Genomic DNA, 14,494 nt, shown 5'->3' with positions numbered 1-14,494 from the left:
CTGCCCCCCGGGTCGCCTTTGTCCTACCGTCGATCAGCCGCATCTTTATACCGTGGACCGCCCGCGAAATCTTCACGCGGGACACGGCGCCCACGAAATGGACAGGCCGCTGACCTGGAGAAACCAGCACCCCGAATGGGCTGGGACGGCAACGGCGTATCGCCCCACCGACGAGCGACGTCCTGGAAATGGGGTCGCTCAGGTGGCGGTCAGCGCACGCAGTTCTCGCGCCGCCGGCAGAGCCCGCGCCCGCTCGGGGAGGGCACGGAGTATCTGGCCGGTCATGCGGCGACGGGCGGGGCTCACCGGTAGGTCTTGGAGGGTCGTGAGCGTCTGGTCGAGCCCTGCGCCGACCTCTCCGCCGTGGACGGCCCCCATCGCATCGATGACCTTGAGGTTGGCGATCGGGCCGAGGGTTCCAGCCGGGTAGAGGCCGCGGGCGTCGTCCACGGCTTGGCGGGCCCTCGCGTCCCCCATCAACGTGAAGACATACGCCTCGTTCCAACGAAAACGCGCCTCGCTCCATCCGAAGGTGGCCGGGTCACCTGTCACTGACTCCGGCAGGCTTTCGAACACCTTCGAAAGGTCGTTCATGGTCTTGCGGGCGGTCGCCTGGTCTCCGTGCTCTGCGGCGACGCTGGCACGCACGGCGTAGGCCCTTGGCAGACCACCGCTGAGCGCTCCACCCGCGATCGCAATGGCCTCGGCGGTGCGAGCCTCTATCTCCTGCGCCGAGAGCCCGAACCAGAACGCCTCCTCCGCCTCACGCGCCCGAATCCAGACCTGAAGGTCTCGGTCGCCGGAGGCGTCGGCGGCGCGGCGCGCGGTCCCCCACGTCAGACGAGCGCCTCTCCGGTTGCCGATGTCGCCGAATTCGATGGCCAGCAGCGAGGAGAGCCCGGCGCTGATGCGGAGCAGGTCCGCACGCTGCGCATTGTCGCGCTTGAGGAGTTCCCCGATGCCGAGGATGTCGGCCGTCAGGTCGTTGATCAGTGAGCCGACCGGCTGCCGATTGATGAGGAAACCGTACTCGCGTATCGCGCGCTCCCATTCATCCAGGTCGACGGGGCGATCGAGCGCCCGGTCGATGCTGGAGAGAATTTCTTCGAGTGCTCCCGGCGGGATGGCTGTTCCGGCCCCCAGGGCGGCGAGTAACCGGAGTGCTGCGCGGCGTTTCACGTCGTCGGTCCCATCGTCGGGAGTGGCGCTCGGCTCTTTGGTACCCGCCGGGGTGTCAGGGGATTCCCGGCCGAAGAGGTCCTTCTCCTCCAGACCGAACGCGGTGGCGTAGGCGGAGCCCCAGTCGGACGGGAAGACCTCGCCCTTCTCGTGGCGGTTGATCTGCCGGGAGAGGTTCTTGACCTGGCTCGTGTCGGGGTGGTCGATGCCGGCGGCGGCGTACAGGCGGCGGGCGGCCTTGAAGGGGCCCCAGCCGCGGGCGCGGCGCTCGGTTTCCAGGCGTACCGCCCATAGCGGGCGCGGCTGATCAGTCATTCGGGCGGGCACCCTTCGACCAGGGGACTTGTGTCCCTCCTACAGCCCCATTGTCGCCTTTCTCGTTCCGTGCGCGCACGGTTTCACTGAGTTATGCGGGGCCATACGCGTCCCGCGAGAGACCGGAGGTGGAGGAGATGGACGGGCTGAGAAGCGCACTGCTGCGGCGGGGCGGCGTCACGCGGGCGAGCCGGGTGGCGCGGACGTACGTGTGGAAGTTGGAGGAGCGGGCGCCGGGGGCGGCCCGGCGGGCGGTGCGGGACGCGTTGGGCGGGTGGGGCGTCTCCGAGACCGACATCGATGTGGCGGTGCTGCTGACGTCCGAGGTCGTGACGAACGCCGTGCGGCATGCGCGAGACGATCTGCGGGCCGGCGGGGTGGTCAAGGTCCGGGTGCGGGTGATGGACGGGCTGCTGCGCGTGGATGTGACCGACCCGGGACCGGGCCTGCCCCGGCTCGTGGCGGCGTCCGACACCGACGAGGGGCATCGGGGAATGGCCATCGTCGCCGCGTCCGCCGATCGGTGGGGCTGGCATCCGGGGCCGGGGGGCGGCAAGACGGTGTGGTGGGTGCAGGTGCTGGAGGGCCGGGGATCCGCGGCTCCGGCCCGGGGCGAAGCCGCGAAGACGCGCAACGAATAGCCTCCACAGGGCGAAAACACGCAACGAAATGCCAGGTCAGAGCAAGATTGACGCATTGGATTGCAGCCCCGGGGTTCTTAGGCTTTCGCTGAGCCTGTTCCTCTTCTGTCCCTGGAGACATCCATGACCGTCATGCCGGCGATGGAGCCGACCGCCGTCCGGACCGCGCTGCGGCGGCACTACCTGATGTGCCGTCCGGACCACTTCGCCGTCACCTACGCGATCAACCCGTGGATGGACCCGGCGGCGGGCGCCGAGGCGGCGGTGGCCGTGGCGCAGTGGGAGGCGTTGCGGGAGGCGTACCTCGCGCTCGGGCACGAGGTGAGCCTCATCGACCCCGTCGAGGGGCTGCCCGACATGGTGTTCGCGGCCAACGGGGCGCTGGTGGTCGGCGGACGGGTGTACGGGGCGAAGTTCACGCACCCGGAGCGGTACGCGGAGGGGCCCGCGTACTCGAAGTGGATGCTGGAGAACGGGTTCTCCGAGGTGCTGGAGCCGCAGCACACGAACGAGGGCGAGGGCGACTTCCTCACGCTCGACCACGTCATCCTGGCCGGGACGGGGTTCCGGACGGAGATCGCGGCGCACCAGGAGGCGCAGGAGTTCCTCGGCCGCCCGGTCGTGACGCTGCGACTCGTCGACCCGCGCTTCTACCACCTGGACACGGCGCTGTTCCCCCTCGGCGGCGGCAACGTCGCGTACTTCCCCGGCGCGTTCTCTCCCGGCAGCCGGGCGGTGCTGGAGCGGCTGTTCCCGGACGCGATCCTCGCGAGCGAGGCGGACGCGGCGGTGCTCGGGCTCAACGCCGTCTGCGACGGGCGCAACGTCGTCATCAACGCCGAGGCCGTCGGGCTGATCGACACGCTGCGGGCGCACGGGTACGAGCCGCTGCCGGTCGACCTGTCCGAGCTGCGCAAGGCGGGCGGCGGCCCGAAGTGCTGCACCCTGGAACTCCGCTCCTGACGGCCAGCGCGCTCCGCTCCTGACGGAATGTTCGAGATGGCCTCGCCACGCGCGCGAACGCGGGAGCTGCCCGGTGGAGCGAGGCCGGAGGCGAGCGGAGCCGGGCAGATCGCGAAGCGATGCCGCGTTCGCCCAGGCCCGGTCGCGTAGCGAGCCGCTAGGCGAGCGAAGCGGGCCGGGACTTTGAAACACAGCGGCGGGCCAGGGTGCGGGTGCGCAGGACGCCCGCCACGCCGATCGCCCAGATGCCGATCTGGACGGTCCAGGCCGCCCGGAACGCTCCAGGCGTGAACTCGTCCCCGGGTGACAGGGCGTCCAGGACGAACCCGATCAGCAGGATCGTGATGAGGGAGGCGACGAAGCCGCCGATGTTGACGATGCCGGTGGCGGTGCCCTGCCGTCCGGGCGGGTTGAACGTCCGGGCGTAGTCGAAGCCGATCATCGAGCCGGGGCTGCCGGGCGCGACGCACAGCACGAGCAGGACCAGCAGCCAGGGCGGCGCGGGCGGCGGCACGGCGAGCACGGCCGCCCACGCGGACGCGTTGAGCGCGACGATGCCGAGGACGAGCCAGGAGCGGCGCAGCGGGTAGCGGGCGACGAGCCGTCCGATGAACGGCCCCGACACGACGTTGACCAGGACGAACAGGGTCAGCAGCGTCGAGGCGGTCGCGGGCCGCAGGCCCTGCCCGGACACCAGGTACGGGTAGCCCCACATCAGCGCGAAGGTGTTGGACGAGAACTGCGTGACGAAGTGCGACCAGAGGCCGAGGCGCGTGCCGGGGTGGCGGAACGCCTCGGCCAGGTTGACGCCCGTCTCGCGCAGGGACGGGACGTCCGCGCGGCCGGGCCCGTTCCTCAGGAAGGCGACGGCGAGCACGGCCATGAGGACGCCGAGCGCGGCGGCGGAGCCGAACGCGGTGCCCCAGCCGGGGCCGTGCAGGAGGACGACCAGGGGGATCGCGCTGAGCACCTGGCCGAGCTGCCCGAGCTGCCCGGTGAGCTGCGTCACGACCGGGACGTAGCGGCCGGGGAACCAGGTCGCGACGATGCCGAGGACGCTGATGAACGTCATGGCGTCGCCGGCGCCGACCAGCACGCGGGCGGCGACGGCCGTCCCGACGCCGGTGGAGACGGCCATGAGCGCCTGGCCGCCGGCCATGAGCAGCGCGCCGCCGGCGACCATCCAGCGCGGGCCGACGCGGTCGAGCAGGAGCCCGACGGGGATCTGGAGGCCCGCGTACACGAGCAGTTGCAGGACGGTGAAGGACGCGAGGATCCCGGCGGACGCGTCGAACCGGTGCACGGCGTCCAGGCCGGCGACGCCGAAGGACGTCCGGTGCAGTACCGCCACGGCGTAGGCGAGGACGCCGACGCTCCACAGCACCCACGCCGTCCGGGCGGGCTTCTTACGGGCAGGGGCTTTCTGGGGAATTGAGGCGGTCTGCACGTTTCCCCAGGGTAGGTCACGCCTGCCGGGGCCTCGCGCGCAGGTGCATCCGCTCCCCCTGCGGGCCGAACAGGCTGAGCACCTCGACCGGCCCGCCGTCGCCGCCGAACCAGTGCGGGAGCCGGGTGTCGAACTCCGCGGCCTCCCCCGGCTCCAGCACCATCTCGCGGCCGGCGAGGTGCAGGCGCAGGCGCCCGTTCAGCACGTACAGCCAGTCGTAGCCCTCGTGCGTCCGCGGCTCGGGCGGCGGGATCCGCTCGGGCACGACCATCTTGAACGCCTGGACGCCGCCGGGACGCCTGGTCAGCGGCAGCACGACCATGTCGTGCATGCGCAGCGGCCGGGGCCTGATGCGCGGGTCACCGACGGCCGGGGCGCCGACCAGCTCGTCCAGCGGGACCTGGTGGGCCTGGGCGAGCGGGAGCAGCAGCTCCAGGCTCGGCCGCCGCTTGCCCGACTCCAGCCGCGACAGCGTGCTCACCGAGATGCCGGTGGCCTCCGCGAGCGCGGCCAGCGTGACGGAGCGCTCCTGCCGCAGCCTCCGCAGCCTCGGCCCGACCTCGGCCAGGACCTCCTCGGTCGTCTCCATGCCCTCATTGCAGGATCGGCAACGAAGTTTGTCAAATCCGGAAGGCGTCGCGCACGCTCGGGGCATGAACGAACGAGACGTACTGATCATCGGTGGCGGGTCGGCCGGGCTGAGCGGCGCCCTCGTCCTCGCCCGCGCCCGCCGCTCCGTCACCGTCGTGGACGCGGGCGAGCCGCGCAACGCGGGGGTCGACCACATGCACGGCTTCCTCACCCGGGACGGGACGCCGCCCGCCCGCCTGCTGGAGACCGGCCGCGCCGAGGTGCGCGGCTACGGCGGCGAGATCGTCGCCGGGACGGTCACCCGGGCCGAGGAGGGCTTCGTCCTCACGCTCGGCGACGGCGCCCGGTTGCGGGGCCGCCGCCTGCTGGTCACCACGGGCGTGACCGACGTCCTGCCCGACGTCCCCGGCCTGCGGGAGCGGTGGGGGCGCGAGGCGCAGATGTGCCCCTACTGCCACGGCTGGGAGGTCCGCGACCAGAGGATCGCAGTGCTGGGGACGTCCCCGAACTCCGTCCACCAGGCGCTGCTGCTGCGCCAGTGGTCGCCGGACGTGACGTTCGTCGCGGACGCGCCCCCGGCGGGCGAGGACGCGGCGCGCCTGGCCGCGCGGGGCATCACCGTCGCGCCGAGCGGGGTCCGGCGCGTCGTCGTGGAGGACGACCGGCTCACCGGGCTGGAACTCGCGGACGGCTCGGTGCTCGGCTGCGACGCGGTGTTCCTCGCGCCGAGGTGGGTCCCCAAGGCCGGGCCGCTGACCGACCTCGGCTGCGAGACCGGCGAGGACGGCTTCGTGAAGACCGACCCGACCGGGCGGACCAGCGTGCCCGGTGTGTGGGCGGCGGGCAACGTCACCGTCCCGTCCGGCCAGGTCGTCATGGCGGCCGCGGCCGGCGCCATGGCGGCCGCGATGATCAACGCCGACCTGGTCGAGGAGGAGGTCGCGCGGGGGCTCGGTGTCTCAAAGTCCCGGCCCACTTCGCTCGCCTGACGGCTCGCTACGCGACCGGAACTGGGCGAACGCGGCATCGCTTCGCGATCCGCCCGGTTCCGCTCGCCTCCGGCTTCGCTCCACCGGGCAGGTCACGCGTTCGCGCGCATGGCCGAGGCCACTCCGAAGCACGTTCTAGGCTCGGCGTGTGACGGACGAGGAAGCGTGGCGGCGCGGGCGGGCGGCGCTGAACGCCGCCCGCGGCCGGTGGGGCGAGATCGCCGACGGGTTGTATCCGGGCGTGCCGCGCGTCGCGGGGACGCCGCTGCTCTGCCGGGACGCCTGGATCCCCGGGGCGCCGATCCCCCTGGAGGGGATCCGGCTGGAATGGGAGGCCCGTCCCGTCCCGCCCGCGGTCGCCGACCCGGCCGACGGGCTCCCGGACGGCTACCGGACGTACGCCGAGGCCGTCGCCGCCCTCGCCCCGCCGAAGGTGTTCGAGGACCGTCCGAGCCACCGGCTTCTCGCGGCCGGCCCGCCGGCGCTGCGGCTCGGCCCCGCCCGCTACTTCGACGCCGTCAACGTGGGCGAGGCCGTGGCGCACGAGCTGGCCGCAGGGGTGGACGGGCTGCCGCTGCGCGACCGGATCGGCGACCCGTGCGACCTGTCACGCAGGCCCGCGCTGCCCGCCGTCACCACGGTCACCGTGACGACGTCGGGACGGTACGTCCTGCACCGGCGCGACGCGGCGAAGGTCGCGCACGCCGGCGGGCTCTACCAGGTGATGCCGGTCGGGGTGTTCCAGCCGCTCGGCGATGAGCCGCCTGATCTGTGGCAGTGCATGGTCCGCGAGTACGCCGAGGAGTTTCTCGGCGCCGGCGAGGACTACGGTGACGACTTCGTCCAGGACGAGTGGCCTTTTCACCAGGCGATGACCGCCGCCCGCGACGAGGGGCGCATCCGGGCGCACTTCCTGGGGCTCGGCGTGGACCCGCTGACGCTCGCGGTCGACCTGCTGACCGTCGTCACGCTCGACGAGGCGCTGTTCGGCGAACTCTTCGGGGGCCTCGTCGCGGTCAACGACGAGGGCGAGGTGTCGATGGCGCCGTTCGGCGGGCCCGTCCCCCGGCCGATGCAGCCGGCGGGGGCCGCCGCGCTGGGCCTGGCGCGGCGGCACCGGGCGGCCCTCGGGCTGTAGCGGCCTCACGAGCGGCTGAGCGATCGCAGCTCGTCCAGCGCGTCCACGAGGTGGTCGATGATCTCCGACGGGTCGGGGATGAGCTCGCGGCAGGCGACGATGCCGACGTCCACCTTCCCGTCGTAGGAGAACACGGTGATGTTCAGGCCGCCGCTGACGTCGGTGATGACCGAGATCGGGTAGTAGCCGAGCACCTTCGCGCCGCACAGGTACAGCGGGAACTGCGGGCCCGGCACGTTGGAGATGACCAGGTTGATCGGGCGCAGCGACACCGCGGGCGCGGCCTGGAGCGCGATCCGCGTGACGGCCGCGGCGAAGGGCGCCGGGAGCAGCCCGCTCATGTCCCGCACCCAGCCGCCCGACGACCCGGTGAACCGCCGCTTCGCCAGGTCCATGTCGCGCTGGACGGCGGTGTAGCGGTCGGCGGGGTCGGGCAGGTGCGTGGCGAGCGGGGTGGTCATGATCGAGACCTGGTTGCCCGGCTCGGTCGACCCGCTCGCGCCGCGCCGCAGCGACACGGGGACGGCCGCGACGAGCGGGCGCTCGGGCAGCTCGCCGCGCTTGTCGAGCCACTGCCGCAGCGCCGTCGCGCACAGCGCCATGACCACGTCGTTGACGCTGCCGCCGAGGGCCCGCCGGATCTCCTTGATGTCGGCCAGCGGCAGCTCCCCGCACGCGACGGCGCGGCGCCGCCCGATCGGACGGTTGAACGGCGTCGGCGGCGCGCTGACCCGCGGCGCCCTCGGCAGCTGCGGGCGGCGCAGCGCGCCCTGCATCCACGACGACATCAGCCCCATGCCCGGGAGGGACGACAGGCCCGGGACCTCGTCCAGGTAGGGGGCGGTGCGCACCGCCGACACCGCCGACCGCACCGGGTGCAGCGCCGTCCGCAGCAGCCCGGTGCCGAGCATGCTCGCCATGCCGGGGGCGCGGGTCGGGACGGACTCGTCGGCGGGCAGGTCGCGGGGCTCGGGCGTCAGGTCGAGCAGGGCGGCGAGCGTCTCGGCGGCCATCACGCCGTCGATGGCCGCGTGGTGCACCTTCACGTAGACGGCCGTCCGGCCGCCGGCGAGGCCCTGGATGAGGATCATCTCCCAGAGCGGTCGGGACCGGTCGAGCGGCCGCTCGTGCAGCAGCGCGACCAGGTTGGCGAGCTGCCGGTCGCCGCCGGGCTCCGGCAGCCCGAACTCGGAGATGTGCCGCTCGGGCTCGAAGTCGGGGTCGTCCTCCCAGTACGGGTTGTCCAGGCCGAGCGGCACCTGGACGAGCCGCTGCCGCAGCGGCCGCGCCGCGAGGTGCGCGCGGGCGCGGATCAGCTCGGCGACGTGCGGGACGGTGAGCCGGCCGCCGGGGCACGTCCCGGGGTCGACGATGCCGAGCCCGGCGATGTGGGCATGCGTCGTCGCGTTCTCGGCATGGAGGAAGGTGGCGTCCACGGTGGTCAGCTGGGTCATGCTCTCTCGTCCGTCCGCTCGTCCTGCGCCGGCTTACTCTCTAGGAGTTATGCGCTGGAAGTCCGCAGGTCAATGAAGGCCGCCAGGAAGTAACAGCGACTTAACGGGACGTTTCACCCAGTTCATCGACCACTTTTGTCGGCGCTGGAGAACATTTGCCCGTGTCCCGACCTGATGCGGTCAGAGAACTTCACATCACCGATCAAGCAGGCGAACGTCCACCGGCGCCAAGATCATCACACTAGGCTCGTACCCCATGACGGCACGACCACTCTCGGAGATAGTCGAAGCGGGATGGGCGTCCGCGCTGGACCCCGTCGCCGGGACCATCGCCGCCGCGGGCGACTGGCTGCGCGCCGAGGTCGCCGCCGGGCGCCGCTACCTGCCCGCCGGGAACCACGTCCTGCGCGCCTTCACCCAGCCGTTCGACGACGTGCGCGTCCTCATCATGGGGCAGGACCCCTACCCGACCCCCGGGCACCCGGTCGGCCTCAGCTTCTCGGTCGCTCCCGACGTCCGGCCGCTCCCCGGCAGCCTCGTCAACATCTTCCGCGAGTACTGCGACGACCTCGGCCATCCACAGCCGTCCAACGGCGACCTGTCCCCCTGGACGCGGCAGGGCGTCTGCCTGCTCAACAGGTCGCTCACGGTCATGCCGGGCAAGCCGGGCTCGCACCGCAACAAGGGCTGGGAGGAGGTCACCGAGCAGGCCATCCGCGCCCTCGCCGCCCGGGACCGCCCCCTCGTCGCCATCCTGTGGGGCCGCGACGCCCGCAACCTCAAGCCGCTGCTCGGCGGCGTGCCCTGCATCGAGTCCGCCCACCCGAGCCCCATGTCGGCCGACCGGGGCTTCTTCGGCTCCCGCCCCTTCTCCCGCGCCAACCAGCTCCTGGAACAGCAGGGCACCCAGCCCGTCGACTGGAAGCTGCCCTGACCGCGCCTGCCCAGGGGGGCGACCCCCTGGAACCCCCGTTGCGAGCCGTGCGGCCTCCAGGCGCCAGAGCGCCTTCCGGCCGCCCGACCCGCGGTCGTGGCTGAGCTTCCTACTCCTGGGGGAGCTTGCGGAGGAAGAGGGCGAATTCGCCGGCGCCTTCGGCCGCCGCGTCCGGGGAGAGGGGCGTGAGGCGGCGCTCGCCGTGGCTCCAGTAGACGCCGGGGGCGCAGGGGTCGTCGGCGTTGGCGTGCATCTCGCGGACGACGTCGGCGAATATCGGCAGGACCTCGCGGACGGCCGTGGAGGTGATCGGGTACAGCAGCAGCGTGCTGTGGCAGGGGACGCCGACCAGGGCGCCGTGCCCGTTCGGCCACGGCACGAACTGGTGGACCTCGCTGAGCAGCGCCGACACGTAGCGGCTGCCCGGCTTGCCGACGACGCGGACGTTGCGGCCCGGCAGGAGCGGCTGGTCGTGCACGGACACGTCGGCCAGCTCGCGGTCGTGGGTGTTGGTCATCACGTAGCCGAGCTTGTGCAGGCCGAGCAGGCCCGCGCGGGCCTTGGTGAGGGGGCCGCCGTAGCGGGGGTGCTCGATCATCACCATGGCGTCGAAGTGGTCGCCGGCGGGGACGACGACGAGGCCCTCGCGGTCCTCGGGGTCGAGCTTCGGCACGATGCGCAGGCGCAGCAGCTCGCGGACGTCGCCGAACAGCTCCATCTCGCCGACGGCGAGGAACGCGCGGTCGCCGACCTCGCGGACCCACTCGTCCACGACCTGCGGCCAGGCCGAGCGCGGCTCGCGGGCGCAGCGCTCCAGCACCGTCCAGCTGGAGGCGCGGGCCTCCGACCGGCCCACGGGCAGCACCACCTCGGAGGTGCCGTGATCGAACCAGGCGCTGGGCGCCAGGGCGGGCAGCACGTCGCGGATGAGCGCGTGCACGTCCGCCGCCGCGTCCAACGGTTCCATGGGGCTCATCCTCCCTCAGCCATCGGCGGATCAGTTGCACACCCACCTTCTCAGAGTTGGGCCCGGTTGTGCGATGCATCGCGATCCCCGCCTCGCACTCGCTGATCAGGAGTTGCTCAAGTACGGTGCCTACATGCGCGAACTCGTGTACCCACCGGTGATCAAGACGGCTCTCGGCGTGTTCAAGGCCCTGAACATCAGAATCCGTCTGGAGGGGACCGACCAGATCCCCGCCACCGGCGGCGCGGTGCTCGTCAGCAACCACGTCAGCTACCTGGACTTCATCTTCGCCGGCCTCGCCGCGCACCCGGCGGGCCGGCTGGTGCGGTTCATGGCGAAGAAGGAGATCTTCGACAACCGGATCGGCGGGCCGCTGATGCGCGGCATGCACCACATTCCGGTGGACCGCGACGCGGGCGCCTCCTCGTACGCGGCGGCGCTCAAGGCGCTGCGCGGCGGGGAGATCGTCGGGGTGTTCGCCGAGGCCACGATCAGCCGATCGTTCACGGTGAAGGACATCAAGAGCGGCGCGGTGCGGATGGCGGTGGCGTCCAAGACGCCGCTCATCCCGGTCGCGCTCTGGGGCCCGCAGCGGATGTGGACCAAGGGCCGCAAGCGCCGGCTCCTCCAGCGCAACGTGCCGGTGACGATCATCGTCGGCGAGCCCATGTACCCCAAGCGCGGCGACGACTACGAGCAGGTCACCCGGGACCTGCACGCCCGGATGGCGGAGCTGCTGGAGAAGGCGCAGCGCGAGTACCCCGACGTCCCGCGCTCGGACGAGACGTGGTGGCAGCCCGCCTATCTCGGCGGCTCGGCGCCGACGCCGGAGGAGGCCGAGAAGCTCGACCTGGAGGAGGCCGAGGCGCGCAAGGCCGCCCACGCGGAGCGCGAGGCGGCGCGCGAGGCCAAGGAGACCGAGGCCAAGGAGGCCGGCGGCTCCTGACGCGCCTTCTCGCCGACGCACGCGGGGCCTGACAGGCGGGCCCCGCCCCGCGGCGAGCACCGGTCCGCGCCCGCGTCCGGCTAATTGGGTGGACGCGGCGTACCGCCGGGCGTGATCATCAATGTCATGACCATGTCGCAGGAGAGGCCGCAGGAGGTCCTGCATCTGATCGAGCCCCGGGAAGGCGCCGACGCGCCGGAGCCCGCGCTGCCCGTGGTCTTCAACCTGTCCGACAACAACTCCCCCGCCGACGTGATGGACGTGCTGTCGCTGCGCCCGTTCGCGTCCGGGGAGCAGCCCTGGTCGCGGTCGACGCGGCTGGAGAACGTCCGCGCGGAGGCGCCGCTGCGCCCGGACGACTCCAGGCTCGTGCGGGTCGCGCACGAGAAGGGCAAGGAGTCGGTGCTGGCCGAAGGCGACGGCTGGACTCTGCTGAGCAACCGGTGGAAGAGCGGCATCGCCTACGTCGCGGTGTCCGCCGTGACCGACGAGCTGGCCGAGACCGTCCTCGCGGCGTCGGTGAAGGACGCGACCGAGCCGCCGAAGGTGGACGAGACCAGCGTCGAGATGGGCTTCTGGCACATGGGGTCGCACGGCCCCGTCCGCAGCGAGCGCGCCATCACGGCCGACGCGTGGGAGGACATCCGGCGCAACTACACCGCGCCGGTCGCCGAGGCGCTCGACTCGGTGATGAAGCTCACCCGCGAGGAGGTCTCCGGGCGGCTGCTGCTCCTGCACGGCCCGCCCGGCACCGGCAAGACCACCGCGCTGCGCGCCCTCGCCCGCTCCTGGAACGACTGGTGCCAGTCCGACTGCGTCCTGGACCCCGAGGGGCTGTTCGGCACGCCGAGCTACCTGATGGAGGTCGCGGTCGGCGACGACGAGGACGAGAACCGCCGCTGGCGGCTGCTCATCCTGGAGGACTGCGACGAGCTGATCCGCGGCGAGGCCAAGCAGTCGACGGGCCAGGGCCTGTCGCGGCTGCTCAACCTCACCGACGGGATGCTCGGCCAGGGCCGGGACGTGCTGGTGGCCATCACCACCAACGAGGACCTCGCCATGCTGCACCCGGCGGTGGTCCGTCCCGGCCGCTGCCTCGCCCAGATCGAGGTGGGCCGGCTCACCCGCGCGGAGTCGCTCTCGTGGCTGGACGGCACGGACGTGCCCGCCGCGGAGGTCGGCGCCGACGGCGCGACGCTCGCCGAGCTCGCCGCGCTGCGCAAGGGCGAGAAGCGTCCCGAGGGACAGGACGCCCCCTCCACCGCCACCGGCTTCTACCTTTAGCAGTCCCGGCCCACTTCGCTCGCCTGGCGGCTGTGTCTCAAAAGTCCCGGCCCACTTCGCTCGCCTGGCGGCTCGCTACGTGACCGGGCCTGGGGCGAACGCGGCATCGCTTCGCGATCCGCCCGGCTCCGCTCGCCTCCGGCTTCGCTCCACCGGGCAGCCCACGCGTTCGCGCGCATGGCCGAAGCCACTTCGAGACGGGCCCTCTAGGACGCCTTCCGCAGGGCCTGCTCGATGTCGGCCCAGAGGTCGCCCGGGTGTTCGAGGCCGACCGACAGGCGCACCGTTCCCTCGCCGATGCCGGCGGCGGCGAGGGCCTCGGCGTCCAGCTGCCGGTGGGACGTGCTGGCCGGGTGCATGACCAGCGTCGCGATGTCGCCGAGCGAGGGGCCGAGCGAGACCAGTTCGACGGCCTCGGAGAAGGTCCGGCCCGCGTCCCGGCCGCCGTCCAGCTCGAACGCGAGGACGCCGCCCGCGCCGTCCGGCAGCAGCCGCCGCGCGATCTCGTGCTGCGGGTGCTCCCTCAGCCCCGGGTAGTGGACGCGGGTGACCGACGGGTGCCCGGCCAGGCGGCGGGCGAGGTCGAGGGCGGACTCGCTCTGCCTGGCCACGCGCAGCGGCATCGTGGCGAGGCCCCGGACGGTGAGCCAGGAGGCGAACGGGTCGGGGGTGGAGCCCAGCTCGACGGCGTGCTCCCAGACCCGCCGGTGGACGGACGGGTCGGCGAAGACGGCCGCGCCGCCGATGGTGTCGCCGTGCCCGCCGAGGTACTTCGTCGTGGAGTGGACGACGATGTCGGCCCCGTGCTCGATCGGCCTGCACAGGAGCGGGACGAAGGTGTTGTCGACGACGGTCAGCACGCCCGTCCCGCGGACCGCCTCGGTGAACGCGGGAAGGTCCGTCACGTGGGTGGTGGGGTTGGCGACCGTCTCCAGGTAGAGGAGCCTGGTGGCGTCGCGCAGCGCGTCCCGCACCTCGGCCGGGTCGTCGCCGGAGACGAACGTGACCTCGACGCCCCACCGCGCGGCGAGGTCCTGGAGCAGCGCGTGGGTCCCGCCGTAGAGGGCGGCCTGCGCGATGACGTGGTCGCCCGCGCGGAGCAGCCCCATCAGCACCGCGTTGATCGCGCCCATGCCGGAGCCGGTGGCGAGCGTGCCGGAGCCGCCTTCGAGTTCGGTGAGCGACTGCTCCAGGGCGCGGACGGTCGGGTTGGCCATCCGGGCGTAGAAGAACGCCTCGTCGGGGCCCTGGAAAGCGGCGGCCAGCGCGTCGGAGGCGTCGAAGGAGAACAGGTGGCCCTGGTAGATCGGGACGCCGAGCGGGCGGCTGCCCTCGGGGACGATCACGGGCGGGTGCACGGCTCGGGTCTGCGGGTGATGTGCGCTCATGCTCCCAGCGTGCGGCGGGAGCCGCGCGGCGGAAACGGCCAATCGCGACCAGTGGCCCGGTGCGCCCCCCGGCTCATGCTCGCGCTCGCACCGCGCCGGACCACCGATCCGGCCGGAGGACCGCGTCCCAGGCCGGCCGGTACGGTATCGCCCGCCGGCTCGCCCACCCCGCAGGGGCGAACCGGCGGTCGAAGCCGTCCGGACGGGGACCAGAGAGCGGCGTCCTCGACCGGAGACACGATCATCGCCCGCGCGGGG

General features: G+C 72.7%; 13 protein-coding genes. 7 read left to right on the top strand and 6 right to left on the bottom strand.

What is annotated here, in order from left to right; genetic code table 11:
* Positions 1-198 precede the first annotated feature (198 nt).
* On the bottom strand, positions 199-1,494 hold the full coding sequence (locus ACQEU6_RS37725) for an XRE family transcriptional regulator (protein WP_499338477.1): 1,296 nt from the start codon (positions 1,492-1,494) through the stop codon (positions 199-201).
* Positions 1,495-1,631: 137 nt separating this feature from the next.
* Between ACQEU6_RS37725 and ACQEU6_RS37720 the strand changes: the two genes are divergently transcribed.
* Together ACQEU6_RS37720 and ddaH are read left to right on the top strand one after the other, a co-directional pair.
* Complete coding sequence (locus tag ACQEU6_RS37720; protein WP_499338476.1) at positions 1,632-2,135, top strand: ATP-binding protein; 504 nt, start codon at positions 1,632-1,634, stop codon at positions 2,133-2,135.
* Between the two features lie 123 nt (positions 2,136-2,258).
* Positions 2,259-3,098 carry a dimethylargininase gene (gene ddaH / locus ACQEU6_RS37715; protein WP_499338475.1) on the top strand — a complete coding sequence of 280 codons (840 nt, stop codon included), beginning with the start codon at positions 2,259-2,261 and terminating at the stop codon, positions 3,096-3,098.
* A gap of 157 nt (positions 3,099-3,255) precedes the next feature.
* Here the strand turns inward: ddaH and ACQEU6_RS37710 are convergent, their stop codons facing one another.
* A complete protein-coding gene (locus tag ACQEU6_RS37710) occupies positions 3,256-4,545 on the bottom strand; it encodes an MFS transporter (RefSeq protein WP_499338474.1) in 1,290 nt (429 codons plus the stop codon).
* A gap of 16 nt (positions 4,546-4,561) precedes the next feature.
* On the bottom strand, positions 4,562-5,134 hold the full coding sequence (locus ACQEU6_RS37705) for a helix-turn-helix domain-containing protein (protein ID WP_499338473.1): 573 nt from the start codon (positions 5,132-5,134) through the stop codon (positions 4,562-4,564).
* 64 nt (positions 5,135-5,198) lie between these two features.
* Here ACQEU6_RS37705 and ACQEU6_RS37700 point away from each other — a divergent pair, with 64 nt between their 5' ends.
* Both ACQEU6_RS37700 and ACQEU6_RS37695 read left to right on the top strand, forming a co-directional pair.
* The gene (locus ACQEU6_RS37700) at positions 5,199-6,125 is read left to right on the top strand and encodes an NAD(P)/FAD-dependent oxidoreductase (RefSeq protein ID WP_499338472.1); all 927 of its coding nucleotides are present in this window, start codon (positions 5,199-5,201) and stop codon (positions 6,123-6,125) included.
* Positions 6,126-6,273: 148 nt separating this feature from the next.
* Positions 6,274-7,263 carry a hypothetical protein gene (locus ACQEU6_RS37695; protein WP_499338471.1) on the top strand — a complete coding sequence of 330 codons (990 nt, stop codon included), beginning with the start codon at positions 6,274-6,276 and terminating at the stop codon, positions 7,261-7,263.
* Between the two features lie 5 nt (positions 7,264-7,268).
* On the opposite strand, the gene ACQEU6_RS37690 is transcribed toward ACQEU6_RS37695, so the two are convergent.
* Positions 7,269-8,717: a WS/DGAT/MGAT family O-acyltransferase gene (locus ACQEU6_RS37690; RefSeq protein WP_499338470.1), complete on the bottom strand. Its 1,449-nt coding sequence runs from the start codon at positions 8,715-8,717 to the stop codon at positions 7,269-7,271.
* 256 nt (positions 8,718-8,973) lie between these two features.
* On the opposite strand from ACQEU6_RS37690, the gene ACQEU6_RS37685 reads away from it, so the two are divergent.
* Positions 8,974-9,651 (top strand): uracil-DNA glycosylase, encoded by a 678-nt coding sequence (locus ACQEU6_RS37685; RefSeq protein ID WP_499338469.1) that lies wholly within the window; start codon positions 8,974-8,976, stop codon positions 9,649-9,651.
* A gap of 109 nt (positions 9,652-9,760) precedes the next feature.
* Here the strand turns inward: ACQEU6_RS37685 and ACQEU6_RS37680 are convergent, their stop codons facing one another.
* Complete coding sequence (locus tag ACQEU6_RS37680) at positions 9,761-10,618, bottom strand: hypothetical protein (RefSeq protein WP_499338468.1); 858 nt, start codon at positions 10,616-10,618, stop codon at positions 9,761-9,763.
* Positions 10,619-10,751: 133 nt separating this feature from the next.
* Here ACQEU6_RS37680 and ACQEU6_RS37675 point away from each other — a divergent pair, with 133 nt between their 5' ends.
* Together ACQEU6_RS37675 and ACQEU6_RS37670 are read left to right on the top strand one after the other, a co-directional pair.
* Positions 10,752-11,564: a lysophospholipid acyltransferase family protein gene (locus ACQEU6_RS37675; protein ID WP_499338467.1), complete on the top strand. Its 813-nt coding sequence runs from the start codon at positions 10,752-10,754 to the stop codon at positions 11,562-11,564.
* Positions 11,565-11,690: 126 nt separating this feature from the next.
* Positions 11,691-12,848 (top strand): DUF5925 domain-containing protein, encoded by a 1,158-nt coding sequence (locus ACQEU6_RS37670; RefSeq protein WP_499338466.1) that lies wholly within the window; start codon positions 11,691-11,693, stop codon positions 12,846-12,848.
* A 206-nt stretch (positions 12,849-13,054) separates the two neighbouring features.
* On the opposite strand, the gene ACQEU6_RS37665 is transcribed toward ACQEU6_RS37670, so the two are convergent.
* Positions 13,055-14,236 (bottom strand): trans-sulfuration enzyme family protein, encoded by a 1,182-nt coding sequence (locus ACQEU6_RS37665; RefSeq protein ID WP_499338465.1) that lies wholly within the window; start codon positions 14,234-14,236, stop codon positions 13,055-13,057.
* Positions 14,237-14,494: the final 258 nt, after the last annotated feature.

Source organism: Spirillospora sp. CA-108201, assembly GCF_050936235.1.
Taxonomy (GTDB): Bacteria; Actinomycetota; Actinomycetes; order Streptosporangiales; family Streptosporangiaceae; genus Spirillospora.
Note: the sequence above shows the minus strand (reverse complement) of the source record. Positions and strands in the feature narration are given on the sequence as shown.

Coding starts and splice junctions, on each gene's coding strand:
- ACQEU6_RS37725 (WP_499338477.1), bottom strand. CDS start 1,494: ATGACTGATCAGCCGCGCCCGCTATGGGCGGTACGCCTGGAAACCGAG.
- ACQEU6_RS37720 (WP_499338476.1), top strand. CDS start 1,632: ATGGACGGGCTGAGAAGCGCACTGCTGCGGCGGGGCGGCGTCACGCGG.
- ddaH (WP_499338475.1), top strand. CDS start 2,259: ATGACCGTCATGCCGGCGATGGAGCCGACCGCCGTCCGGACCGCGCTG.
- ACQEU6_RS37705 (WP_499338473.1), bottom strand. CDS start 5,134: ATGGAGACGACCGAGGAGGTCCTGGCCGAGGTCGGGCCGAGGCTGCGG.
- ACQEU6_RS37700 (WP_499338472.1), top strand. CDS start 5,199: ATGAACGAACGAGACGTACTGATCATCGGTGGCGGGTCGGCCGGGCTG.
- ACQEU6_RS37690 (WP_499338470.1), bottom strand. CDS start 8,717: ATGACCCAGCTGACCACCGTGGACGCCACCTTCCTCCATGCCGAGAAC.
- ACQEU6_RS37685 (WP_499338469.1), top strand. CDS start 8,974: ATGACGGCACGACCACTCTCGGAGATAGTCGAAGCGGGATGGGCGTCC.
- ACQEU6_RS37680 (WP_499338468.1), bottom strand. CDS start 10,618: ATGGAACCGTTGGACGCGGCGGCGGACGTGCACGCGCTCATCCGCGAC.
- ACQEU6_RS37675 (WP_499338467.1), top strand. CDS start 10,752: ATGCGCGAACTCGTGTACCCACCGGTGATCAAGACGGCTCTCGGCGTG.
- ACQEU6_RS37670 (WP_499338466.1), top strand. CDS start 11,691: ATGACCATGTCGCAGGAGAGGCCGCAGGAGGTCCTGCATCTGATCGAG.
- ACQEU6_RS37665 (WP_499338465.1), bottom strand. CDS start 14,236: ATGAGCGCACATCACCCGCAGACCCGAGCCGTGCACCCGCCCGTGATC.